Source organism: Kushneria sp. Sum13 (assembly GCF_052692355.1).
The window spans coordinates 2,091,196-2,114,366 of sequence record NZ_CP199847.1 but is presented as its reverse complement, the minus strand read 5'-3'; the positions used below and the strand labels follow the sequence as shown (position 1 = coordinate 2,114,366).

Annotated in this window: 21 protein-coding genes and 2 tRNA genes; 11 read left to right on the top strand and 12 right to left on the bottom strand. The window is 57.2% G+C overall.

Features of this window, described 5'->3' with window-relative positions; all coding sequences use genetic code 11:
• Positions 1 to 110 precede the first annotated feature (110 nt).
• From dusA to ACUN8C_RS09935, 3 genes are all read right to left on the bottom strand, one after another.
• Positions 111 to 1,148 (bottom strand): tRNA dihydrouridine(20/20a) synthase DusA, encoded by a 1,038-nt coding sequence (gene dusA, locus ACUN8C_RS09945; RefSeq protein WP_445619070.1) that lies wholly within the window; start codon positions 1,146 to 1,148, stop codon positions 111 to 113.
• Positions 1,149 to 1,200: 52 nt separating this feature from the next.
• Positions 1,201 to 1,791 (bottom strand): DUF1415 domain-containing protein, encoded by a 591-nt coding sequence (locus tag ACUN8C_RS09940; protein WP_445619069.1) that lies wholly within the window; start codon positions 1,789 to 1,791, stop codon positions 1,201 to 1,203.
• A 145-nt stretch (positions 1,792 to 1,936) separates the two neighbouring features.
• Positions 1,937 to 2,251, bottom strand: a complete 315-nt coding sequence (locus ACUN8C_RS09935) for a DUF6482 family protein (protein ID WP_445619068.1) — start codon at positions 2,249 to 2,251, stop codon at positions 1,937 to 1,939.
• Between the two features lie 173 nt (positions 2,252 to 2,424).
• Here ACUN8C_RS09935 and ACUN8C_RS09930 point away from each other — a divergent pair, with 173 nt between their 5' ends.
• Positions 2,425 to 2,619 (top strand): CsbD family protein, encoded by a 195-nt coding sequence (locus ACUN8C_RS09930; protein WP_445619067.1) that lies wholly within the window; start codon positions 2,425 to 2,427, stop codon positions 2,617 to 2,619.
• 42 nt (positions 2,620 to 2,661) lie between these two features.
• Here the strand turns inward: ACUN8C_RS09930 and ACUN8C_RS09925 are convergent, their stop codons facing one another.
• Positions 2,662 to 3,132 (bottom strand): copper resistance protein NlpE N-terminal domain-containing protein, encoded by a 471-nt coding sequence (locus ACUN8C_RS09925; protein ID WP_445619066.1) that lies wholly within the window; start codon positions 3,130 to 3,132, stop codon positions 2,662 to 2,664.
• A 245-nt stretch (positions 3,133 to 3,377) separates the two neighbouring features.
• Between ACUN8C_RS09925 and ACUN8C_RS09920 the strand changes: the two genes are divergently transcribed.
• Positions 3,378 to 4,688, top strand: coding sequence for a carbohydrate porin (locus tag ACUN8C_RS09920; protein ID WP_445619065.1), 1,311 nt, complete (start codon positions 3,378 to 3,380; stop codon positions 4,686 to 4,688).
• An 18-nt stretch (positions 4,689 to 4,706) separates the two neighbouring features.
• Here the strand turns inward: ACUN8C_RS09920 and ACUN8C_RS09915 are convergent, their stop codons facing one another.
• The 4 genes from ACUN8C_RS09915 to ACUN8C_RS09900 form a co-directional block, all read right to left on the bottom strand.
• Complete coding sequence (locus ACUN8C_RS09915; protein WP_445619064.1) at positions 4,707 to 5,180, bottom strand: very short patch repair endonuclease; 474 nt, start codon at positions 5,178 to 5,180, stop codon at positions 4,707 to 4,709.
• A gap of 58 nt (positions 5,181 to 5,238) precedes the next feature.
• Positions 5,239 to 5,868 carry a helix-turn-helix domain-containing protein gene (locus tag ACUN8C_RS09910; RefSeq protein WP_445619063.1) on the bottom strand — a complete coding sequence of 210 codons (630 nt, stop codon included), beginning with the start codon at positions 5,866 to 5,868 and terminating at the stop codon, positions 5,239 to 5,241.
• Positions 5,869 to 6,060: 192 nt separating this feature from the next.
• Complete coding sequence (locus ACUN8C_RS09905) at positions 6,061 to 6,777, bottom strand: LrgB family protein (RefSeq protein WP_445619062.1); 717 nt, start codon at positions 6,775 to 6,777, stop codon at positions 6,061 to 6,063.
• Positions 6,774 to 7,127 (bottom strand): CidA/LrgA family protein, encoded by a 354-nt coding sequence (locus tag ACUN8C_RS09900; protein ID WP_165814189.1) that lies wholly within the window; start codon positions 7,125 to 7,127, stop codon positions 6,774 to 6,776. The genes ACUN8C_RS09905 and ACUN8C_RS09900 overlap by 4 nt, the downstream gene beginning before the upstream one ends.
• A 214-nt stretch (positions 7,128 to 7,341) precedes the next feature.
• Here ACUN8C_RS09900 and ACUN8C_RS09895 point away from each other — a divergent pair, with 214 nt between their 5' ends.
• Positions 7,342 to 8,319, top strand: a complete 978-nt coding sequence (locus tag ACUN8C_RS09895; protein WP_445619061.1) for an NADPH:quinone reductase — start codon at positions 7,342 to 7,344, stop codon at positions 8,317 to 8,319.
• Positions 8,320 to 8,398: 79 nt separating this feature from the next.
• On the opposite strand, the gene ACUN8C_RS09890 is transcribed toward ACUN8C_RS09895, so the two are convergent.
• From ACUN8C_RS09890 to cydD, 3 genes are all read right to left on the bottom strand, one after another.
• Positions 8,399 to 9,163, bottom strand: coding sequence for an SDR family NAD(P)-dependent oxidoreductase (locus tag ACUN8C_RS09890; RefSeq protein WP_445619060.1), 765 nt, complete (start codon positions 9,161 to 9,163; stop codon positions 8,399 to 8,401).
• Positions 9,164 to 9,240: 77 nt separating this feature from the next.
• Positions 9,241 to 11,010 carry a thiol reductant ABC exporter subunit CydC gene (gene cydC / locus ACUN8C_RS09885; protein WP_445619059.1) on the bottom strand — a complete coding sequence of 590 codons (1,770 nt, stop codon included), beginning with the start codon at positions 11,008 to 11,010 and terminating at the stop codon, positions 9,241 to 9,243.
• Positions 11,003 to 12,793, bottom strand: a complete 1,791-nt coding sequence (gene cydD, locus ACUN8C_RS09880) for a thiol reductant ABC exporter subunit CydD (RefSeq protein ID WP_445619058.1) — start codon at positions 12,791 to 12,793, stop codon at positions 11,003 to 11,005. The genes cydC and cydD overlap by 8 nt, the downstream gene beginning before the upstream one ends.
• A 162-nt stretch (positions 12,794 to 12,955) precedes the next feature.
• On the opposite strand from cydD, the gene gltX reads away from it, so the two are divergent.
• The 3 genes from gltX to ACUN8C_RS09865 all read left to right on the top strand — a co-directional run bounded on the left by gltX (position 12,956) and on the right by ACUN8C_RS09865 (position 14,688).
• Positions 12,956 to 14,449: a glutamate--tRNA ligase gene (gene gltX, locus ACUN8C_RS09875; RefSeq protein WP_445619057.1), complete on the top strand. Its 1,494-nt coding sequence runs from the start codon at positions 12,956 to 12,958 to the stop codon at positions 14,447 to 14,449.
• A gap of 79 nt (positions 14,450 to 14,528) precedes the next feature.
• A tRNA-Ala gene (locus ACUN8C_RS09870) sits at positions 14,529 to 14,604 on the top strand.
• Between the two features lie 8 nt (positions 14,605 to 14,612).
• Positions 14,613 to 14,688: transfer RNA gene (locus ACUN8C_RS09865), tRNA-Glu, on the top strand.
• A gap of 462 nt (positions 14,689 to 15,150) precedes the next feature.
• On the opposite strand, the gene ACUN8C_RS09860 is transcribed toward ACUN8C_RS09865, so the two are convergent.
• Entirely contained in the window at positions 15,151 to 16,440 is a 1,290-nt protein-coding gene (locus tag ACUN8C_RS09860; RefSeq protein WP_445619056.1) for a citrate synthase, read from the bottom strand.
• 270 nt (positions 16,441 to 16,710) lie between these two features.
• Here ACUN8C_RS09860 and sdhC point away from each other — a divergent pair, with 270 nt between their 5' ends.
• From sdhC to ACUN8C_RS09835, 5 genes are all read left to right on the top strand, one after another.
• On the top strand, positions 16,711 to 17,223 hold the full coding sequence (gene sdhC, locus ACUN8C_RS09855; RefSeq protein WP_445619055.1) for a succinate dehydrogenase, cytochrome b556 subunit: 513 nt from the start codon (positions 16,711 to 16,713) through the stop codon (positions 17,221 to 17,223).
• Positions 17,217 to 17,564 (top strand): succinate dehydrogenase, hydrophobic membrane anchor protein, encoded by a 348-nt coding sequence (sdhD, locus tag ACUN8C_RS09850; protein ID WP_299258408.1) that lies wholly within the window; start codon positions 17,217 to 17,219, stop codon positions 17,562 to 17,564. Before sdhC ends, sdhD begins: the two co-directional genes overlap by 7 nt.
• Position 17,565: 1 nt before the next feature.
• Positions 17,566 to 19,338: a succinate dehydrogenase flavoprotein subunit gene (gene sdhA / locus ACUN8C_RS09845; RefSeq protein WP_445619054.1), complete on the top strand. Its 1,773-nt coding sequence runs from the start codon at positions 17,566 to 17,568 to the stop codon at positions 19,336 to 19,338.
• Between the two features lie 16 nt (positions 19,339 to 19,354).
• Positions 19,355 to 20,065, top strand: coding sequence for a succinate dehydrogenase iron-sulfur subunit (locus tag ACUN8C_RS09840; RefSeq protein WP_445619053.1), 711 nt, complete (start codon positions 19,355 to 19,357; stop codon positions 20,063 to 20,065).
• 212 nt (positions 20,066 to 20,277) lie between these two features.
• The gene (locus tag ACUN8C_RS09835; RefSeq protein ID WP_445619052.1) at positions 20,278 to 23,121 is read left to right on the top strand and encodes a 2-oxoglutarate dehydrogenase E1 component; all 2,844 of its coding nucleotides are present in this window, start codon (positions 20,278 to 20,280) and stop codon (positions 23,119 to 23,121) included.
• Positions 23,122 to 23,171 lie beyond the last annotated feature (50 nt).

Genomic DNA, 23,171 nt, shown 5'->3' with positions numbered 1-23,171 from the left:
GCGGTGGGTCAAGTATGGCCAGGGTGACTGAAAGGACAAATCGGAAAGGCAGGAAGGCGCTCGCTGCCGGGCCGAAAAGAGGCAGGGCCGCGTGCTTGAGACGCTGTATGTCAATCCGGCATATGTGCCGGCAGTTCGCGTTCGGCGTCAATATCGTCCACCAGAGCGAGTGCCTGATCGAAAACGTCGATGCCGGCATCCGGACGGTGAGCGGTTTCTGACAAATAGCGCCGAAAGCGGCGACCGCCGCGGCAGCCGGTAAAGAGACCTAGCAGATGGCGCGTGATGTGATTGAGTCTTACGCCCGATTCAAGACGCGAGATCAGGTAAGGACGAAAGGCCTGCATGGCGTCGTGTCTGGTCGGTGGCGTAGTGTCTTCACCGAAGATGTCGCGGTCGACATGGGCCAGTAAAAACGGATTCTGATAGGCCTCGCGACCGACCATGACACTGTCGACATGCTCAAGCTCACGCTGACAGTCGCTGATGGTCTTGAGTCCACCGTTGATCCCGATATGCAGTTCGGGATGAGTCGTCTTGAGACGATGCACGCGTGGATAGTTCAACGGCGGCACGTCACGGTTCTGTTTGGGGGAGAGTCCCTCGAGCCAGGCCTTGCGGGCATGCACGGTAAAGGTCGTACAGCCGGCGGCAGCGACAGTATCAATAAAGCGCGCCAGATCCTCATCCTCGTCCTGATCGTCGATGCCGATGCGACACTTGACCGTGACCGGAATCGATACCGCCGCCTGCATCGCCGCCACGCAGCGTGCCACCAGCTCGGGATGGCCCATCAGGCAGGCACCGATCATGTTGTTTTGCACGCGATCACTCGGGCAACCGACATTCAGGTTGACCTCCTGATACCCCCAGCTTTCGGCAATGGCGGCGCATTCGGCCAGCGCTGTCGGATCACTGCCCCCCAGTTGCAGGGCCAGCGGATATTCCAGCGCATCGTGGCCGAGAAAGCGCTCGCGCGGCGTGCCATGCAAAATGGCACCGGTGGTGACCATCTCGGTATAGAGCAGGGCGCGTTTGGTCAGGGTGCGTGCAAATGCCCGCTGATCACGGGGCGTCCAGTCCATCATCGGGGCAATGGAAAAACGGCGCGCGGCGTCAGCGGCGTGAAACGAAGTGGTGGCGGGCATGACAGATGTTTTCCGGCGTTACGGGTCGGTCTGGAGACAGGGCGTTATTTTCTCACAGCCCCGGCCATTCGCCCAATCGGGACGATGGGGTCTCACTGGCAATGGCGTCCTGGATCTGGCGACACCACGTGACACCCTGTTGTCTCAGATGTGCCTGATTGCGTTCGGGAATGCGTTCGGGATGCGGGAAACGCGCCAGTGCGGCTTCAAGACTGGTTTCGCGCAACAGATGAAACAGCGGAAAGGGAGAGCGGTTGGTGTAGTCGGCGGCGTCCTCGTGACCGGGCGTGGCCTGGCTGTCGCCAAATAGATAATCAGGGTGGAAGCTGGCCAGCTGATAGACCCCTTCGTAGCCTTCACTGATCATGAGCCGCTCGGCCATGTCGAGCTTGTCCAGAAAGGTGAAGAAATCCTCGGCCCCGGGCGTAAGCACCAGTAGCGTGGTTTCCGTGTCCTGATGCTGTTCAAGGTGCTCGCACTCTTCGATCACGGCCATGAGCAGGGTGGCGTCGTCAGCGGCGTCGAGCTGGCGGTAGCGAATGCGCTCTCGTTCGAATTCGGCTGCGGCAAACGGGCACAGATCCTGCGCCATGACCCAGTCCCTGACCCAGCGTCGGGTGGTCTCCAGAGGATGTGTTGTCACGATAGGCTCTTTTTAAAAAGGAAAAGGGCCGACAATGCGTCGACCCTGAAAACACTATATCAGCCTCGATCAGCATTGGCCTCCATGAGCGTCATGTTTGATGCTACGCTCGAAGAATCAATGGATCAGGTTGTTGAGGGTCAGCCTATTGGGGCTGACCTTCCAGCGTGATAGGCATGCGATCATCAGCGGTTTCGGCTTCAGAGCCCATCATCTCATCATGTGTGACACTGTGCTTGAAGTAGATCGGGACGTCTTTCATGCCGCCGATATCACGCAGCATGGTCTTGGCAGCGTTGAGAGATTGCGGCGTCAGGATCGTGCCATCTTCGTTGAGCAGGGTATCGACTTCTCCCTGAGTGGTGATGTGCAGGGTAAAGATATCGCCTTCCATCGACTCGATGACAATTTCATCAAGCTGGCCGGCGTGCGCCCTTTCAGTCAGTTCGTTGAGTTTCATCTGCCTCTCCATGACCTCCATCATCAATAAGCCTTTTCAATGTAGCCTGTCTGCCCGGAAAGCCACGTTGATGCAGGGTTAAAAATTGTCATTGGGTGCTAAAGGGCGATACCCCACGATAGTCTCAGGCGCTATGATCGACGTCATCTGCCTGATGGCCAGGAGACATTTAAATGAGTGACAAGAGTCCACCGCTGGAAGATTTAAAGGGCAAGGTCAAGGAGGCGTGGGGAACGCTCAGCGATGATGAGGCGCTAAGCGATGAGGGCGAGGTCCAGCAGCTGGCCGCCCGACTCGAGAAGGAACAGGGGCTCTCTGCAAAAGAGGCCCAGCGTCAGGCCGAAAATACCCTGCGCGGCCGACGCTGAGATGTCAGGATATCTTCTGGTGACTCAAGGCCTGTTCACATATCAGAGCCTGTGAAGCTCGTCATTGTGTGACGTCTCCAGCGGCTTGAAATGCTCATCCACCAGCTGCAGCGTGGCGTTGCTTTCCATCAGTAGATAGATGGGGGCATGCGCTTCGTCGCCGCGAGCCGGGTGTAGCACATAGACCGTACCGCCACCGGGCACGGCATTGCCACTGATGACTTTCCAATTCCCCTTGCGCTTTTGTGTCTGGCCGTCTGCGGGACCACCGTGAGGGGTCTCGGTCAGGGTGTAGACACCGCCGGCGCTGTCGGTGCTGAAGTTCAGTGCCACCTCGGTATCAATGCCGTCACAATGATCACATGGCAGCGAGCCGCCATAGATCTGGTTGGTGCCGGAGCTGCGCTGTGACGAGCTGGTCGCCGGGTTTTCATCGCCCGTATCACAGCCTGTCATCAAAAATCCCAGAAGCGTTGCTGTCAGCGCCAGTGCGCTAAAACGTGTCAATGTCATGCCCTCGCTGTCCTGAAAAGCCTTGTCCCGAGCAGACGACCATAACCCCATGCGCTGCCACTGTCGTGCAGCCTAAACGATCCGCCCGGCCCTGTCTCTGATGACGGATTCGTTAGCGGATTCAGTCATTCCGATGAATGTTGACTATCGACTATGGTCCAGGAACTATTGTTGTTCGTAACGTTCAAGGTGAAAATCCCTTTGCTTTAACTTAATTTGAATATGACATTGTAAAGGGATCGAGCATGAAGAAGGGATTGTGTTGCACGTTGGCGCTTATGGGCATGAGCCTGTCATCACAGGGCTGGGCCACAGGTGCCTTCGATCCCGATGGCGATTTCATGTTCGGTGACTGGGGGGGGGCGCGTACTGATCTGGCCGATCAGGGCGTGAATTTTCGTTTTGAATACATCTCCGAGATGGCCTATTCCGTCGATGGCGGCTTTCGCGACAAGCACACCGGCCGCTACGCCGACCAGTGGACCGCTGGTGCCAATTTTGACCTTGATCGACTGTTTGGCGTGCCCAATGCCCAGTTTCAGCTCACCCTGACCGATCGTAATGGTGAGAGCCTGACCAACGACGTCATCAACAATCCCAATAGTGGCGGTGGTTCTTCCAGCCAGGAAGTCTATGGACGCGGCAGCGTGACGCGTATTACCCAGCTTTGGTACGGCCAGTCCTATATGGACGACACGTTTGAACTCAAGGCGGGACGAGTGCCGGTAGGGGATGATTTTGCGGTCATCGACAGCAACTTCCAGAACCTCTATCTGGGCAGCGGCGAACCCGGTAACCAGAACGGCGGCATCTGGTACAACTGGCCGATCTCCCAGTGGGCATTGGTCGGCAAGTGGAACATCACCCGTGAGCAGTATGCGCAGATCGGTTTTTTCAATCTCAATGAAGCCAACCTTGATCGCGACCACGGGCTGGATCTGAAGCACAGCGGCACCAGCGGCACGCTTATCCCGGTTGAATATGGCTTTGAGCCGGAGCACGGGCTCAACGACCTGCCGGGGCATTATCGGTTGGGGTATTACTACAGCAGTGCCGATGCCGACGATTACTCATCGCGTGACAAGAACTCGGATGCCGAAAAGGGGCATCGCTACGGGCTTTACTACGTCATCGACCAGCAGGTCACCAGCCATGAAAACGATCGCAACCGCGGTCTTGGCGTGTTCAGCATGGGGACATGGAACGATGGCGATACGGCCACCTTTGATCGCTACCTGTCGGCCGGTGTGACCTATACCGGGCCCTTCGATGGTCGCGAGCAGGATGAGATCGGCCTTGGTCTGGCCTATGTCCATGTCAACGATGACTACAATGACTGGTCACGTTCAGACAACGCGTCGCTCGTGGGCGGGTCCTCTGCGCTCAATTATGTGCCGCGTCAGGGAGAGGAGTACAACGCTGAACTTTATTACTCTCTTCAGGCGACGCCGTGGATGGCCTTTCGTCCCAATCTGCAGTACGTGCGTCATCCCGGCACGAATAACGATGTCGACAATGCCTGGATAGCAGGTCTTTCGGTACTGGCCACGTTCTAGGCCTCATGCGGGGCGCTGCTATTGCGGCGCCCTGCGTGTCCTCGGCGGTTGAGGAGGCCATTCCTCAACCCATTCGCCTTGCTCAATCAGTGGCACGACCTCGTGAAGCTGCTCGAGCATATGACGAAGCCCGCACTCCCATATAACGACTGCTCGCCACCCCAGAGCGTTAAGCTGCTCCAGCTGGCGTCGGTCACGTGTGACATTTCCCGCCAGTTTTTCCTGCCAGAAGGTTTTTCGCGTCGCCGGTGAGGTGGCATAGAAGCAGTGCTCGTGACGGTGCCAGAAACAGCCATGCACAAACACCACGCAATGATGTCGTGGCAGGGTGAGATCGGGCGTGCCCGGCAGGTCACGTCGATGCAGTCGAAATCGATACCCACAGGCATGTAGATAGCGCCTGACCAGAAGCTCGGGTTTTGTGTTCTTGCCCTGAATACCCGCCATCATGCGAGAGCGTGTCTCAGCGTCGACCACATCGACCAATGTCATGACCTCCCGATTCTTGAATGAACGCATTCAGTGTAGGAGATCATGGTCTGGCGTGACGTCAGAAGTTCATGATTTTCATCGGCCAGAGGGCAGGGATGGTGGCATGAAAGACAAGCGTATTGCCCAGTGTTCTCTCTTCGGGATGACGTGTGCCGGTGTCACCGAAAATGTTCAGGGTCATGTTGAAATCCTGCTCGATTCTCTTGACCATCAGACGGGCGTTTTTTTCAACAAGATAGAGACCATTGCCATCAAATCGAGCGCATTTTCTTGCCAGTATCAGGGTGCCTGGCGGGCAGAAATCAAAGCGTTCGGGGCGTTGAGGCGTCAGCAAATAGTCGTCTTTTTTGATCAGGTCATTATCGATAAACCCCATGGGAAAATGCGAGATCGGCAGGGCATCGATGCCGATCGCCTCGGGTGATGGTGTCAGTGGATAAAGGGGCAGTGACGACATTGGGGTATGGCTGCTGCCATGAGCATCCTGATCATTGCCCAGCAAATGCCCGATGCTGCAGCGCAGTGCTCTGGCCAAAGGCTCAAGGCGCGAGTGTCCGACGCGTTTGATGGTGCCATTTTCCCAGTAGGAAATGGTGACATCTGAAACACCTACGCGACGGGCCAGCTCCGCCTTGCTTAATCCACCCTGTTCTCGCAATTTGCGAATGCGCTCGCCCAACTCGTTCATGCGTGGCCTCACATGTCTCATAAGCGAGCCAGCATAGCGATCCAGGTGTTAAGTATGTTTAGTAGTTTGTCACTAATTGAACACAAGGGCGATCGGTTGATTTAATTTTTTAGTGTTAGCCGGTTTATTCGTAAAAGTGAAAAAGGTGGAAGTCTTTTTCAAAAAAAGACATCAGTTAAACCTGATGCATTGTCATCGATTCAGCCAGCCGGCCAGAAGCGGAAGGACGATGGCGCTAAGGGCCCCGTTAAGTCCCATGGCAAGGCTGGCAAAGGCCCCGGTCTGGGGATCGATGCCAAACCCGCGTGCGGTGCCCAGGCCATGCCCGTTGAGTCCGAGCGCCAGGCCGATGACGCGGGGGTCCTGACAGCGCAGGATGGCCGCCAGCGGCGGAATGGTAGAGGCGGCCAGAATTCCGGTCACGGTCACAATGCCTGCTGTCAGGCCGGGATAACCTCCCAGCCCTTCCGAGACGCCGATGGCGATGGGGGTTGTGATCGATTTGGGCGCCAGTGAGGCCAGAATGGCAGGCGAAAGCCCCAGCGCCCAGGCAATGGTAAGGGTCGCGGCGCAGGCAGTGATCGACCCGATGACAAGACTCACCGTGACGGGAATCAGCAGCCGCTTGATGTGTTGAAACTGCTCATAAAGGGGAATCGCCAGTCCAACCGTCGCCGGCCCCAGCAACAGCGTCAGCCAGTGGGCATCGAGATAATAGGTATCGTAATTGATCGGCAGGATCACAATGAAAAACGCCAGCATCAGGCTGCCGGTCAGCATGGGGGGTGCCCAGCTGGGGTAGCGCATCCATTGGTGCAGCGACAGGGCCAGCATATAGGCGGCCAGGGTAATGACCACGGCCAGGGCCGGCGTCGCCATCATCTCATGGGCCAGTGCCTGGAGATTCATGAAGTGCCTGCTGCATCGTCCCGGCGCTGTTGCCAGCGCACCATGGCCTGCATGGTCAAAAGCGTGACCACGCTGCTGATCAGTGTGCCCAGCACGATGGCAATCAGGAGCTTGAGCCAGTTATCGGTCAGGGTGGTGCCCAGAAAGAACAGCCCTGCCGCGCTGGGCAGAATCAGAAGGGTGAAATAATGAATAAGATGGCTGGCGGCGACGGCCATCGAGCGGGAGGAGCGCTGGCGTGCAATCAGCACCATAAAAAGTATCAGCATGCCCAGTACGCTCCCGACCACGGGTAGCGAAAACATGGTCTGTAAAAGATTACCGATGACCAGAAAGATCATCAGCCACATGAACCCCTTTAACATCACGGCCTCTGGAATAAGCGAATCAATATCTCTCCCACTGGCAGCCCTTGTCGGTCTGGCAGGCTTGGGGTTGGGCTAATGATAAGCTAATGATATAAGGGAATGCAGTGATAAATCGTGAATGCTCTCTGGCATCAGCTCGCCTGCCTGACGGATATTGACGACGCTTTATACATACCTTCGATTGAGGCAATGGTTCATGGCAAAACGCATTGAATTTGCAGAAACCGGCGGGCCGGAAGTGCTCAGAATGCAGGAGTTCGAGCCTGAAGCGCTCGGGCCGCGAGACGTTCGTGTTACCAACTGGGCCATTGGCCTCAATTTTATCGATATTTATGTACGTACCGGCCTTTATCCGGTCAGTGAGCTGCCCTCTGGTCTGGGTACCGAAGGGGCCGGCGTTATCGAGGCCGTGGGGGAGGAGGTAAAGGAGTTCAGGGAAGGCGACCGCGTGGCCTACGCCACGGGACCGCTGGGCGCCTATGCCACCCATCACACCCTGCCGGCCGACAAGGTCGTGATGCTGCCGGACAGCATCGGTTTTGATCAGGCGGCGGCGGCCATGCTTAAAGGACTGACGGTGCAGTATCTGCTGCGCCAGGTCTATCCGATCAAAAGCGGCGATACCTTTCTCTTTCACGCCGCCGCCGGTGGTGTGGGGCTGATCGCCTGTCAGTGGGCGAGAAGTCTGGGCGCACGTCTGATCGGCACCGTATCCACGCCGGAAAAGGCAGAGTTTGCCCGCAAAAACGGCGCCTGGGCGACCATCAACTACAGCGAAGAGAACGTGGTAGAGCGCGTGCGTGAGCTGACCGACGGGGAAATGTGCCCGGTGGTTTATGATTCGGTGGGCCGGGACACCTGGGAAACCTCACTGGACTGCCTGGCGCCGCGCGGTCTGATGGTGAGCTTTGGAAATGCCTCCGGCCCGGTAGAAGGGGTTAACCTGGCCACGCTGAACAAGAAGGGGTCGCTATTTGTGACGCGCCCCAGTCTTGCCGGCTACGCCGATACCCGTGAACGACTGGAAGCGATGAGTCAGGAGCTTTTCCAGGTCATTGCCAATGACAGCGTGCACGTCAATATTGGCTGTCGCTTCCGCCTTGATGAGGCAGGCGAGGCGCAGCAAAACCTGGCCTCACGCCGCACCTCCGGTTCGACCATTCTGATTCCCTGAGCAGGCATTTCGGGGACAAGGCGGGACAGGACCTGCGCTGGCCGCCTTCGAGAGAAGAAGGCGGCCAACGTGTGCCTGCCTACCACTCAATGGGCGTATCGTTCCAGTCGTAAAACGCACCACTGTCTTCCGGGGTGCGTCGATTGATCACCTCCAGCAGCTGCTCGGCGACAAATTCCGGGGTGAACAGCTTCTCCTGCGGCACTCTGGTCTGAAAGGGGCGTGACAGTTCGGTATCTGTCGTACCCGGGTGCAGGCAGAGCACAATGGCCTGCGGATTACGCCGTTTAAACTCGACCGATGCCGTTTTCATCAGCATGTTGAGCGCTGCCTTGCTGGCGCGATAGGCGTACCAGCCCCCCAGTTCATTATCTCCAATTGACCCTACCCGTGCCGATAGCGTGGCCATAATGGCCGGATGACGTGTCATGCGATCAATCAACGTGCTGATCAGCATGGCGGCTGACGCTGCATTGACGTGAAAAGCGTGATGCAGAGCTTCAAAGGAGAGTCTTTCAATCCTTTTTTCAGGCGCAATGGCCACGGACTGATCATTTTGCCCATCGTGCAGGACACCAATGGTATTGAGCAGCAGGTGGATCGGTGTCTGGTCGAGGTAATCGCTGAGCGTTTGAAGCCCCGGCTCGGTGGTAACGTCCGCCTCAACGATCTCGAGGCGTTCGATCTCGAGCTGCGTATCCTGCTCCAGGCGTGCACGATGGCGGGTGACGGCAATCAGCCGGCCGGCACGCGGGTCACGGCAAAGCCTTGCCAGCAGGGCGCGGCCAATGCCACCGCCGCCGGTGATGACGGCGGTGTACTGATCAGGAAGATGGTCAGGCATATCGTGGCTCACTTGATCAATGAGAAATGATCATCAGATGATGAAGCTTTCTCACAAGCGTAGCGGGTTCAGAGATATCAGGCGGGGCGCATGAGACCGGCAAGCTCGGGATCAATGCGCTGACACAGGACGGCCAGCCGGCTATCGGGATCTGCCAGAAGGCGGTGGGGGGTGTCGTATTCGACCAGATGTCCTTCATCGAGCATGGCGATCCGATCAAAATCCTCAAGCTGGGTCAGACGATGCGTGATCACGATCAGTGTACGTCCCTGGCAATGGTTGCGAATCGCATGCCATACCTGCTGCTCGGTGGCTTCATCAAGCCCTTCGGTAGGCTCATCCAGCAGGACGATGGGGGCCTTGCGAAGCAGGGCGCGAGCAATGCCAAAGCGTCTGAGCTGTCCGCCGGACAGCGAGCTGCCGCGCTCATCTGGAAAGCCCGATAGCCCGTCAGGTTGTTGTTCCAGCCAGTCGCGCAACGCCAGAGTATCGAGCACTGCCATGATGGTCTCATCATCGATGGGCTGGCCCATGGTCAGATTATCGCGGTAGCTGGCCGTAAAAAGATGCGTCTCCTGCTGGGCCACGGCAAATTGAGCGCGCAGCGTCGCCTCGCTCAGCTGATTCAGGGGCGCGTCTCCCAGCATAATGGTGCCTTCACTGGGAGAAACGAATCGCACCAGGCTGTTGAAAAGGGTTGTCTTGCCACTTCCGGAAGGCCCGAGAATCAGCAGGTGCTCGCCTTCTTCGACCTCCAGACTGACCGAGGAGAGGGCGGCGATACTTGCATCAAGGCGCACGCTGAGCTGATCGATGGACAGATGATGACCTTCCGGCAGGCACTGCTCGCTCTCTGCCGGAAAATCGGTTTCCGATACGCGCTGGCGGACATCATCAAGACGCGTTGCGGCACGCTGAATGCGACCCAGGTTTTGCCAGGCCTGTGGAAGCAGGGCGATGGCCTCGAAAGCGCCCATGATGGCAAGGCCCATGAGGGCCACCAGGGTGGCATCCAGCTCGTGCCGGGTGACCGCCCAGCCGGCCATGCCCAGTACCCCGGTCAGCGTCAGACCCAGCAGCGTCTGGGACAACAGCTGCGAGCTGCCCCACTGGCGGGCAAGCTGGTATTCATGGGCATCCCGGGTCTGCTGTTTTTCGATGAGACTGTCGACCTCGCCATGCCAGCGGTTATAAATCATCAGTTCCGAAAGGCCATTCAAACGCTCCAGCAGGCGTGCCCTCAGCCGGGTGTTGTCCTGATGCCAGGCATCGGAATGGGCCTGACCGGCGCGCCAGGCAAGCCATGGCCCCAAAAGGCCCGACAGCAGCAGGGCCAGTGCGGCAAAAAGCCCAATGGCTGGCGCAAAGACGCCGATGACCACGCCACAGATCACAATGCCTAGAAGCGCCACAATGGAGGGCGCCAGTACCCGCAGGTAAAGACCGTCGAGGGCATCCACGTCGGCGGTTAGACGCGTCATGAGCTCGCTTTCCCCGTGGCGCTGCAGTTGGGCGGGTGAGAGCGGCTCAAGGCTTTCATAGACATGCTTGCGCAGTCGCGACAGTAAACGAAAGGTCGCATCATGGGTGACGAGTCGCTCGCCATAGCGGGCACCGGTACGTGACAGGGCAAAAAAGCGTACGCCGGCTGATGGCAGCAGATAGTTGAAGGTATGTGCCGTGGCAATGCTCAATCCTGCCAGTGCCGAGGCGGATAAAAACCAGCCGGAAAGCGCCATCAAACCGATGCTGGAGGCCAGCGCCATCAGCTGCAGGGCAATGCCCATGCCCAGCAGCCAGGTCCAGGGCGTCATGAGGCGCACATAGGGCAACAGCTGTCTAAACATCGCGCGTCTCCGAAGGGTGGGCTGATACCGAGCGTGCCAACGGTCCGCCCGGCGCGCGCAGGTTATCCAGTGTCTCCAGCGCCTGAACGCGCCCCTGATCCAGCATCAGGACCCGATCCGCCAGTGCCAGAAGCTCCATGCGGTGCGTCAGCAGGACCACCGTGCGCCCCTTGCAAAGGCGTGCCAGTGCTTCCATGACGAGCCGCTCACTGGCCTGGTCAAGGCTGGCGGTCGGCTCATCAAGCAGCACCAGGCGCGCATCGCGCAGAAAGGCGCGTGCCAGGGCGATACGTCGTGCCTGACCACCGGAGACGGCTCGCCCGCCTTCTCCCAGTCTTGTGTCAAGCCCATCGGGCAGGCCGGCCAGCCAGTGCTGGAGCGCGGCCTGTTCAAGCGCGTCAAGCAGGTCCTGACCACTGGCCTCGGCGTTGGCCAGTCGCAGGTTCTCGGCCAGCGTTCCGGAGACAATCACTGCCGTCTGGCCGACCCAGGCGATCTGTTGCTGCCAGTCATCGGCGCGGATATCGATCAGCGCGCGCGGCGGCTGGTCACTCTCCAAAACGCTCAGCGAGCCGGCTTCGGGATGCATAAACCCCATCAGCACGTTGAGCAGCGTCGATTTCCCCGCACCGCTTGGCCCGATAACGGCCAGTATTTCCTGAGCACGAATCTCGATGGAGACGTCATCAAGCGCTGCAGAGGAGCGTCCGGCATAGCGCGCTGTCAGCCCTTCAAGCGACAGGGCAATGCTGCCTTTCGGCTCCCATGCAGGCAGATCGGTATCGCGCTCGAACACGCGCCGGTTGAGGATGGGCATCAGATCTTCGGCGGCGGCTTCGGCTTCGGCTTTGGCGTGATAGTGAACGCCCAGGTCGCGCAGGGGCTGATAGAACTCGGGGGCCAGAATCAGAATAAACAGGCCCATGAACAGATTGATGCCGTGGTCATACATGCCGAAATGAAACTGGCCCAGATAGACAAAGCCCAGATAGAGCGCCAGAAGGGCAATGGAGACCGAGGCAAAAAACTCCAGCACGGCCGAGGACAAAAAGGCCAGGCGCAGAACGCGCATGGTGCGACGTCGGAAGCTCTCGGAGGTGGTATGGACTTCATCGGCCTGACGCTTGCTGACCCCGAAAAGCTTGAGCGTGGAAAGCCCCTGTAGCGTATCCAGAAAGTGCCGGCTCATGCGGCCCATCTCCAGAAACTGATCCTCCTGACGCTTTTTGGCGCCGATCCCTACCATGGCCATGTTGATGGGAATCAACGGGCCGGTGGCGATCAGAATCAGGGCGGCCGCCCAGCTCAGGGGGGCAACAGCGATTAAAATAATGATCGGGATAATTCCGCACAGCAGCATCTGGGGGCGGTAGTCGGCGTAAAAGCCCTGCAGGGCATCAACCTGATCCCAGATGCGGTTGCTCAGCGTGGCGCTGTGTTGGCGTCGCGCCCACAGGGGGCCAAGAACGGCGATACGCTCAAGCAGCTCTCGACGTACTGACTGACGTATTTCGATACCGCCGCGGGCGCCACAGATGGTGCGGGCTCGCACCAATAGTCCTCGAGCGATAAATGCCGGCGGCAGCAACAGCAGTGGCGTGACAAGTGCGGAAAAGTCGGTGTTGTCGATCACCATGCGCTGGGCAATGGTGGCAATGCACCATGCCTGTACCAGCAAAACCAGCGTTGAAAGAGTGCCTGCAAGAACTGAAAGTCGGCTCCAGCGAGCGCCTCGACTGGCAGTGCGCTGTAGCCACTGGCGCGGTGTTTCATTCGAGGCCATGACGGCTCCATCGAGAGCGGGCATACAATATCAACAAAAATGCGCCGACACGCACAGCGGTACTTCGTCGCAGCCGTGCCCGAACAGCGCCATGTGCCACCTTAAGTGCGGGGCTCAGTTGGCGTATAATAGTGGCACGTTTTCCAGCCAATGGCCGTTTTCATGACTGTACGCACGCGTATTGCCCCTTCGCCGACCGGGGACCCCCATGTCGGTACTGCCTATGTGGCGCTTTTCAATCTTTGCTTTGCAAAACAGCACGGCGGCGAATTCATCCTTCGTATCGAGGATACCGACCGGGTGCGGTCCACGTCCGAATCCGAGCAGATGATTCTGGATTCGCTGCGCTGGCTGGGTATTGAGTGGTCCGAGGGGCCTGACGTGGGTGGGCCGCACGGCCCCTATCGTCAGAGCGAGCGCGGTGACATTTACGCCCTGCATGCTCAAAGGCTTCTGGACAGTGGTCATGCCTTCAAGTGCTATCGCACCAGTGAAGAGCTTGATGAGATGCGTGAGGCACGCAAGGCACAGGGGCTGTTTGTCGCGCTCAAGCCCGAAGACCTTTACCTTGATGAGGCCGAGCACGCCAGGCGTGAGCAGGAAGGCTGGCCGCATGTCGTGCGCATGAAGGTGCCCGGAGAGGGCAGCTGCCGCTTCAACGATCTGTTGCGCGGTGAGATCGAGGTGGAGTGGGCCCAGGTAGATGCCCAGATCCTGATGAAGTCGGATGGCATGCCGACCTATCACCTGGCCAACGTGGTCGATGACCATCTGATGGGTATTACCCATGTGCTGCGTGGTGAGGAGTGGATCAATTCTGCGCCCAAGCACATCCTGCTTTATGAGTATTTTGGCTGGGAAATGCCGGTACTGTGCCACCTGCCGCTGCTGCGTAATCCGGACAAGTCCAAGCTTTCCAAGCGCAAGAACCCGACGTCGATCAACTACTACAAGCGCATGGGCTATCTGCCTCAGGCCGTGACCAACTATCTGGGGCGCATGGGCTGGTCGATGCCCGATGAACGCGAAAAATTCACCCTCGATGAGATGATGACAAGCTTTGACATTCATCGCATCTCGCTGGGCGGGCCGGTGTTTGATCTCGAGAAGCTGACCTGGCTCAACGGGGTCTATATCCGTGAAGACCTCGACGATGAAGCCCTGATGCGCAAACTGATGCAGTGGGCCTTTAACGAAGAGTACGTCAGCCAGATTCTGCCCCAGGTCAGGCCTCGCGTGCAGACGCTTTCCGAAGTCATGCCGCTGGCCGGCCATTTCTTTGCAGGGCTGCCGAACCTGCAGGCTGTTCAGTTTGATGATACCGGCATGGCGCGCGAGCAGACAGTTCGACTCCTGCAGTTTCTGGTCTGGCGACTGGAAGGCGTGCCCAGCTGGGACAAGGAAGCGCTTCTTTCAGAGGTCAAGCTGCTGTCAGGGTATCTCGAGCTCAAGATGAAGGCATTTTTGGCTCCGGTATTCATTGCGGTCACTGGCAGCCAGACCTCGACCTCGGTCATGGACGCCATGGTGATTCTGGGCTCGGACATGACCCGAGCGCGGCTTCGTCATGCCATTGCCATTCTCGGTGGCGTTTCCAAAAAACAGACCAAATCGCTGGAAAAGGAATATCGGGACTTGCCTGCCACTGATGCATAAGGGGCTTGACGCTTTCCAGTACAATCAGTAAGATGCGCCCCGTTCCTGACCGCAGTCAACCTGCACAGGTCGGGGCAGTGGGGCCTTAGCTCAGCTGGGAGAGCGCGACACTGGCAGTGTCGAGGTCAGCGGTTCGATCCCGCTAGGCTCCACCACCTTTTGCGTCCCATTCGTCTAGTGGTCCAGGACACCGCCCTTTCACGGCGGTAACAGGGGTTCGAACCCCCTATGGGACGCCACTTCCTCCCTGATCCATTTCAGTCATTGCACCGCGCAAGCATTGCGCTTGATCACCTCCCGAAGCGTCCAGAATTTTCTGCGTCAGGGTCTTGACACCCTCTCTAATTGTCCACCGATTCAGGCTTTCGCCAATCTGTCTTCAAGACAGGTTCAAATGCGGTGGCTATCTCATTGTTTTTATAAAAAACTCTTTATATTCAGTTACTTGAAGCTGATCAAAAAATACCCAATCTGTCTGAAGCGCCCTGAATATGGCGATTTTGAGACCTTCTTCATACGTTATAAACAGGCTTATCCACAGATTGTGTGGACAATAAAAATCCTGTCTCGAGATGGAGAGATGCCATCCATTGTCAAGCAATAAAAAGCATAATGGAGAGTAGGGCAGGAGTGTCGTAAGGGAGTTCTATGGATACAAAAAAGGCCGTTGTTGACGGCCTTTTCGAGGTTTGTGCCATTGCTTATGACTGCTCGGGATAGTCCCTTTGTGTATATCCCTTGTAAAGCTGCCTTGGGCGTCCAATGCGACTGCCGTTGGTAATCATCTCGTTCCAGTGAGAAATCCAGCCTGTAGTACGTGCCACCGCAAAAATGACCGTAAACATGTTCTTCGGAATGCCCAGAGCGCGCAGGATGATGCCGGAGTAGAAGTCGACGTTGGGATACAGCTTGCGCTCGATGAAGTAGTCATCCTCGAGTGCGATCTGTTCAAGCCGCTTGGCGATCTTGAGCTGTGGGTCATCGCCCATGCCAAGCTCTTCGAGTACTTCGTCACAGGTTTCCTTCATGACCTTGGCGCGCGGGTCGAAGTTTCGGTACACGCGGTGGCCAAAGCCCATGAGGCGGAAGGCATCCTGCTTGTCCTTGGCGCGATCGACAAAGCGCTGAATATTTTCCTCGGAGTCGTCGCCGATTTCGGCAAGCATGTTGAGGACTGCCTCATTGGCGCCGCCGTGGGCCGGTCCCCAGAGTGCAGCGATACCGGCACTGATACAGGCAAACGGATTGGCGCCCGTAGAGCCTGCCAGTCGTACCGTTGAGGTCGAGGCATTCTGCTCATGGTCGGCATGGAGCATGAAGATTCGGTCCATCGCCTTGGCGGCCACCGGGTTGATCTCGTAAGGCTCACACGGATTGCTGAACATCATGTAGAGGAAGTTTTCAGCGTAATCGAGATCGTTGCGCGGGTAGACGAAGGGCTGTCCGATGTTGTACTTGTAGCACATGGCCGCAAGCGTCGGCATCTTGGCAATCAAGCGTATGGCAGAGACCTGACGGTCATGTTCCTGAGTGATGTCCAGGTTGTCGTGATAAAAGGCCGACAGGGCGCCTGCGACGCCGCACAGCACGGCCATCGGGTGAGCGTCGCGGCGAAAACCCTTGAAGAAATTGACAATCTGCTCGTGCACCATGGTGTGGCGCGAGACACTTTCCTTGAATGCCTCGTAGGCATCCTTGTCGGGAATCTCGCCGTTGAGCAGCAGATAGCTCATTTCCGTGTGATTGGAGTGGGTGGCGAGCTGCTCGATGGGGTAGCCGCGGTGCAGCAAAACGCTATTGGCGCCATCGATGTAGGTGATTTCGGATTCACATGATGCGGTAGAAACAAAGCCGGGATCATAGGTGAAATAACCGTGATCTATCAGGCCGCGGACATCAATCACATCGGGGCCAGTGGTGCCCGAATAGATAGGCAGCTCGACGGGAGTATCCAGGCCGTCGATTGTCAGTTGTGCCTTTCTGTCAGCCATGAGGCCTCCTCGAATTATATAAAATACTGTTATATCAGGTATGTCCGCCAAATCGTTGGGGCCCACTATTGAGCGGGTGCGACAGTTTGTCAATTCCATGCATGCCCGGGCCCGGGCGCAATGCATTCATTTCATCAGCGCGTAACAAAAAGCTTTTTTTAATGTCTATAGGCCATGACTGTAGCCTGTTTTCCCTCGTTTTTTGAACTTTCCAAACGTTTACAAAAATGTGCGTCAATTTGTCATCCGAACGTCGGGGACATATAATCAATGGCCGCGCGACGGGCGATTCATCGCCTGTCCAGGCGACCTGACCTGATGATAATCGAATCCTACCAAAAACTGCCCGTGGTCTATTCATGCGGGCCGGGAGAGAAAAGCGCCGTGAAGAGTCAACGACCCTTGTCGACTGCCAAGCGTCCGGTGAATCTGGACCTTTCAAGTATCCAGTTTCCCTTGCCTGCTCTTGTATCCATCTCGCACAGAGTGTCAGGCATCATGCTGTTTATCGGTCTGATCTTTCTGATGTGGGCCTTTCAGGTTTCCCTGTCATCGCCTGCCGGGTTCGACACTGTTCGTGAGGCGATGGCCCACGGCTTTTTCGCCAGGCTGGTTCTGTGGGGGCTTTTGTCTGCTCTGGGCTTTCACTTCGTGGCAGGCGTGCGTCACCTCATCATGGACATGGGACATGGCGAAACACTGGAGGGCGGTCAGCGCGGAGCACAGCTGACCATCATCATCAGTGCATTACTGGTTGTTATGGCAGGAGTCTGGGTATGGTAATCAATATTTTGAATCCGGGGCGCAATGGGGTAGCCGACTGGATGATCCAGCGTGCTTCGGCCGTGATCCTGGGCCTTTATACCATCTTTATGGTGGCGTATTTGCTGTTTAACCCCGATCTGGATTATGCCGCCTGGTCAGGGCTTTTCAGCCACATCTGGATGAAAGTGTTCACGCTGCTGGCGCTGCTTTCCGTGGCAGCCCACGCCTGGGTTGGTCTCTGGATCGTGGCCACCGACTACATCAAGCCCGCCGCCATTCGCTTTGGCGCGCTGCTATTCGTCATCCTGGCCCTGTTCGTGTTTGTGGTCTGGGGTGTGCAGGTTATCTGGGGAGTTTGACATGACACAGTTACGTACCCTGACCTTTGACGCCATCATCATCGGTGGTGGTGGTGCTGGTCTGCGCGCTGCGCTGCAGCTGGCGCAGTCCGGCAAACAGACAGCGGTGCTGTCGAAGGTCTTTCCCACGCGCTCCCACACCGTTTCCGCTCAGGGCGGTATCACCTGTGCCATCGGCAGTGCCGACCCGAATGACGACTGGCGCTGGCACATGTATGACACCGTCAAGGGTTCCGATTATATCGGTGATCAGGACGCGATCGAATACATGTGTAACGAAGGGCCCAAGGCTGTCTTCGAGCTTGAGCACATGGGCCTGCCGTTTTCGCGTTTTGACAATGGACGCATCTATCAGCGTCCGTTCGGTGGTCAGTCCAAGGACTACGGCAAGGGCGGTCAGGCGGCCAGAACCTGTGCAGCCGCTGACCGTACAGGGCATGCGCTGTTGCATACCCTTTATCAGAACAACCTGAAAAATAATACGGTCTTTCTCAACGAGTGGTATGCCGTTGATCTGGTGCGTAACGCCAATAACGATGTGGTCGGCGTCATTGCCATCTGCATGGAAACCGGCGAGACGGTCATGATCAAGGCCAAGGCCACCGTACTGGCCACAGGCGGTGCCGGCCGTATCTATGCCTCCACAACCAATGCCCTGATTAATACAGGTGATGGCATTGGCATGGCGTTGCGCGCAGGCTTTCCGGTGCAGGACATCGAGATGTGGCAGTTCCATCCGACCGGCATCTATGGCGCCGGGACGCTGGTCACAGAAGGCTGTCGTGGTGAAGGCGGCTATCTGATCAACAAGGATGGCGAGCGTTTCATGGAGCGCTATGCGCCCAACGCCAAGGATCTGGCTGGCCGTGACGTTGTTGCCCGCTCGATGGTCCTTGAGGTGCTGGAAGGCCGTGGCTGCGGTGAACATGGCGATCACGTCATGCTCAAGCTGGATCATCTGGGCGAAGATGTTCTCATGAAGCGTCTGCCTGGCATCGTGGAGCTTTCTCGTACCTTTGCGCATGTGGATCCGGTCAAGGAGCCGATTCCGGTCGTGCCGACCTGTCACTACATGATGGGCGGTATTCCTACCAATGTGCACGGCCAGGCACTGACGGTTGACGCCGATGGCAACGACCAGGTCATCAATGGTCTGTTTGCATGTGGTGAAGTGGCCTGTGTGTCGGTTCACGGCAGTAACCGCCTGGGCGGTAACTCACTGCTGGATCTGGTGGTCTTTGGTCGCGCTGCCGGCATGCATATTGAAGAGACCCTGAATCAGGGTATCGAATACATGGAAGCCTCGCAGTCGGACATCGATGGCGCCATGGCACGTCTGAACCGCTGGAACGAGTCGGGTAACGGGGAAACCGTTCCCGAACTCAAGCGGGACCTGCAGACCATCATGCAGAACAACTTTGGTGTTTTCCGCAAGGAAGACAACATGCAGGAAGGCGTGAAAAAGCTCGAAGAGCTGCGCGAGCGTATTGCCAATGCCTGGCTGCCTGACAAGTCGGACATGTTCAATACCGCCCGTATCGAGGCACTCGAGCTGGATAACCTGATGGAAGTTGCCGAGGCGACCGCCATCGCGGCCCTTGAGCGACGCGAAAGTCGTGGTGCTCACTCACGTGAGGACTACCCCGATCGTGACGATGAAAACTGGCTGAAACACTCGATCTATCATCCGGCGGAAAAAACGCTAAGCAAGCGTGATGTCAACTTCTCTCCGAAGACCGTCGATACGTTCCAGCCTAAAATTCGTACTTATTGATGAGGGGATGACCCATATGTCGACATTACAGGTCTCCGTTTACCGCTATAACCCTGAAAGCGACGATGCACCCTGGATGCAGGATTTCCAGATTGATACGCAGGGCCGCGATCTGATGGTGCTCAACGTGCTTCAGATGATCAAGGAACAGGACAGTTCGCTGGTGTATCGCGCCAGCTGCCGCGAAGGTGTCTGCGGCTCCGATGGCATGAACATGAATGGCAAGAACGGTCTGTCATGCGTGACGCCGCTGTCGGAAGTCGTCAAGAATAACCGGCTGGTGCTGCGCCCGCTTCCGGGTCTGCCCGTCATTCGCGACCTGATCATCGACATGTCGCTCTTCTACAAGCAGTACGAGCGCATTCAGCCCTATCTGCAAAATGACGAGCGCCCGCCGTCCATCGAGCGTCTGCAATCGCCGGAAGATCGCGACAAGCTCGACGGTCTGTATGAGTGCATTTTGTGCGCCTGTTGCTCGACGTCGTGCCCATCGTTCTGGTGGAATCCGGACAAGTTCGTGGGTCCTGCCGGTCTGCTGCAGGCCTATCGCTTTCTGGCGGACTCGCGCGACACGCATACGCAGGAACGTTTGTCAGAACTTGATGATCCATTCAGTGTGTTCAGGTGTCGCGGAATCATGAACTGTGTCAACGTTTGTCCGAAAGGGCTCAACCCGACTCGAGCCATTGGCAAGATCCGTGAGATGCTGGTGCGCAATACCGCCTGATGCACGGTTTTTGCTTAATATGACAGGCCTTGCTTGTTATCATTGACAGCCTGCCGTCGCCTCGCGGGGCGGCGGCAGTCTTTCGAGTCCGAGCTTCGACAGTGGCCCGGTAGATCGGGTCAATGGTGATACGGCGAGACTCGTGACTTACATCAAGGTGGTCGCACCGACTGCGATCACTGACCCCACCCCAGACCCAGGGTGATCGAGCGATGCAAGAAGGCATAATGGAGTTGATGTGGCGTACCTCGCACATGAGCGGGAGCAATGCCCATTACGTAGAAGAGCTTTACGAACAGTACCTTTCCGATCCTCAGTCTGTCCCCGATGAGTGGCGACAGTACTTCGACAGCCTCCCCGGCTATGATGGTGGCCCCTCCCGGGACGTTCCCCTTGCCCCGATTCGCGATCAGTTCTATCACCTCGCCCGTGAGCGTCGTTCATTGGCGCCGGTGGTGTCAGGTACCGCTGAAAACGAAGAAACCAACCGTAAGCAGGTTCGCGTTCTTCAGTTGATCAACGCCTACCGGTTCAGAGGTCATCAGAAGGCCAGCATTGATCCGTTGGGACTGCGGGTTGCAGACACCGTTCCCGACCTTGAACTCTCCTTTCATCAGCTCTCTGATGCCGACATGGATACCGAGTTTCAGACCGGTTCCCTGTTTATTGGCAAGGACAGCGCGCCGCTGAAGGAAATTATTCAGGCGCTTGAGCAGACCTATTGTCGCTCGATCGGCTGCGAGTTCATGCACATCGTCAACACTGAAGAAAAGCGCTGGCTCGAGCAGCGGTTTGAATCAGTGCGCTCCAAACCCGATTATTCGGCAGAGGTGCGCAAGCACGTACTGGAGCGTCTGACGGCGGCTGAAGGTCTGGAAAACTATCTGGCCAGCCGGTACCCGGGCACCAAGCGCTTTGGTCTGGAAGGCGGTGAGAGCTTTATCCCCATGGTGGATGAGCTGATTCAGCGCTCTGGCAATTACGGCGTGCGCGAAGTCGTTATCGGCATGGCACACCGCGGTCGTCTCAATCTTCTGGTCAACATTCTGGGCAAGAGCCCGAGTGAGCTCATTGACGAGTTCGATGGCAAGAAGATGATCGAGCATGGTTCCGGTGACGTGAAATATCACCAGGGCTTCAGCTCGAATGTCATGACGCCAGGTGGCGAAGTGCATCTGGCGCTGGCCTTCAACCCGTCACATCTCGAAATCGTCATGCCGGTGGTTGAAGGCTCGGTGCGGGCGCGTCAGGACCGTCGTGACGACAGCGAAGGTGATCAGGTATTACCGCTGGTGGTACATGGTGATGCGGCAGTGGCCGGTCAGGGCGTCGTCATGGAAACCTTCCAGATGTCGCAGCTGCGTGGTTACAAGACAGGTGGCACGGTCCACATTGTCATCAACAACCAGGTCGGGTTTACGACATCCCGTCAGGATGATGCCCGTTCTACCGAGTACTGCACCGATATTGCCAAGATGGTTCAGTCGCCGATCTTCCATGTCAACGGTGATGATCCCGACGCCGTGCTGCATGCCACGCAGGTAGCCATCGACTATCGTCAGCAATTCAAGAAGGATGTGGTCATCGACCTCATCTGCTACCGACGTCGTGGTCACAACGAAGCGGATGAGCCTTCCGGTACTCAGCCGCTCATGTATCAAAAGATCAAGAGCCATGACAGCTCGCGCACGATCTATGCCCGTCGTCTGGTTGAAGAAGGCGTGCTGGATGAGGACGAGGTAAAAGGCCTGATCGACGGCTATCGAGAAGATCTCGATAACGGCAATCATGTTGCCAATGCGCTGGTTCAGGAGCCCAACAGCAATCTCTTTGTTGACTGGACACCTTATCTGGGGCATCGCTGGACCGGTGAATCCGATACCTCCTTTGACCTCAAGCGCATGCAGGAGCTGGCGACCAAGATGTGTGACATCCCCGATGATGTCGACACACAGCGCCAGGTCGCCAAGGTCTATGAAGATCGTCGCAAGATGGTGGCCGGCAGCCTGGGCATTAACTGGGGGTTTGCCGAAACTCTGGCCTATGCAACCCTGATTGATCAGGGGCATCCCGTGCGTCTGACGGGGCAGGATACCGGGCGTGGCACCTTCTCTCACCGTCACGCGGTCGTGCATAACCAGAAAGACGGTTCGATCTGGACGCCGCTTTGTCATCTCAAGCCCAATCAGCCGGACTTCACGATCTATGATTCCTTCCTGTCCGAGGAAGGGGCGATGGCCTTTGAATACGGTTACGCCACAACCACACCCAATGCCCTGATTGCCTGGGAAGCGCAGTTTGGTGATTTTGCCAACGGCGCTCAGGTGGTCATCGATCAGTTCATTTCCTCGGGTGAAACCAAGTGGGGTCGCCTCTGCGGCCTGACTCTGCTGTTGCCCCATGGCTATGAAGGTCAGGGTCCGGAGCACTCCTCGGCGCGTCTGGAGCGTTTCCTGCAACTGTGTGCTGAAGAGAACATGCAGGTCTGTGTTCCGACCACGCCGGCGCAAATCTTCCATTTGCTGCGTCGTCAGGTCATTCGTGGGCTGCGCAAGCCTCTGATCATCCTGTCACCCAAGAGTCTTTTGCGTCACAAGGATGCGACCTCCTCGCTGGAAGACCTGTCTGATGGTCGCTTCCAGATGGTCATTCCCGACCAGGGCAAGCTTGAAGCCGAGCAGGTCAAGCGTGTGATCTTCTGCTCCGGCAAGGTTTACTATGATCTTGCCTCATGGCGTGCAGAAAATGAGCGTTCCGATACGGCCATTATTCGTATCGAACAGCTCTATCCGTTCCCGGAAGAGTCACTTTTGGCTGCCATCGAAAGCTATACCAACCTCGAGCGTGTGGTCTGGTGTCAGGAAGAGCCCAAAAATCAGGGCGCCTGGTATCAAAGTCAGCATCACATGCGCAAGGTGGCTGATCAGGTGAATCCCGGACTGGGCGGTGAGCTCGACTTTGCTGGTCGTGCCGAGTCAGCGGCGCCGGCGGCTGGATACATGGCAGTACATAGTGAGCAGCAGCGATCGCTGGTAGACAAGGCGTTCAACGGTTGAGCGCCTGAAAGCTCAGGAACATGAGTGCCGCGATTGCCGGCTACCGAGAA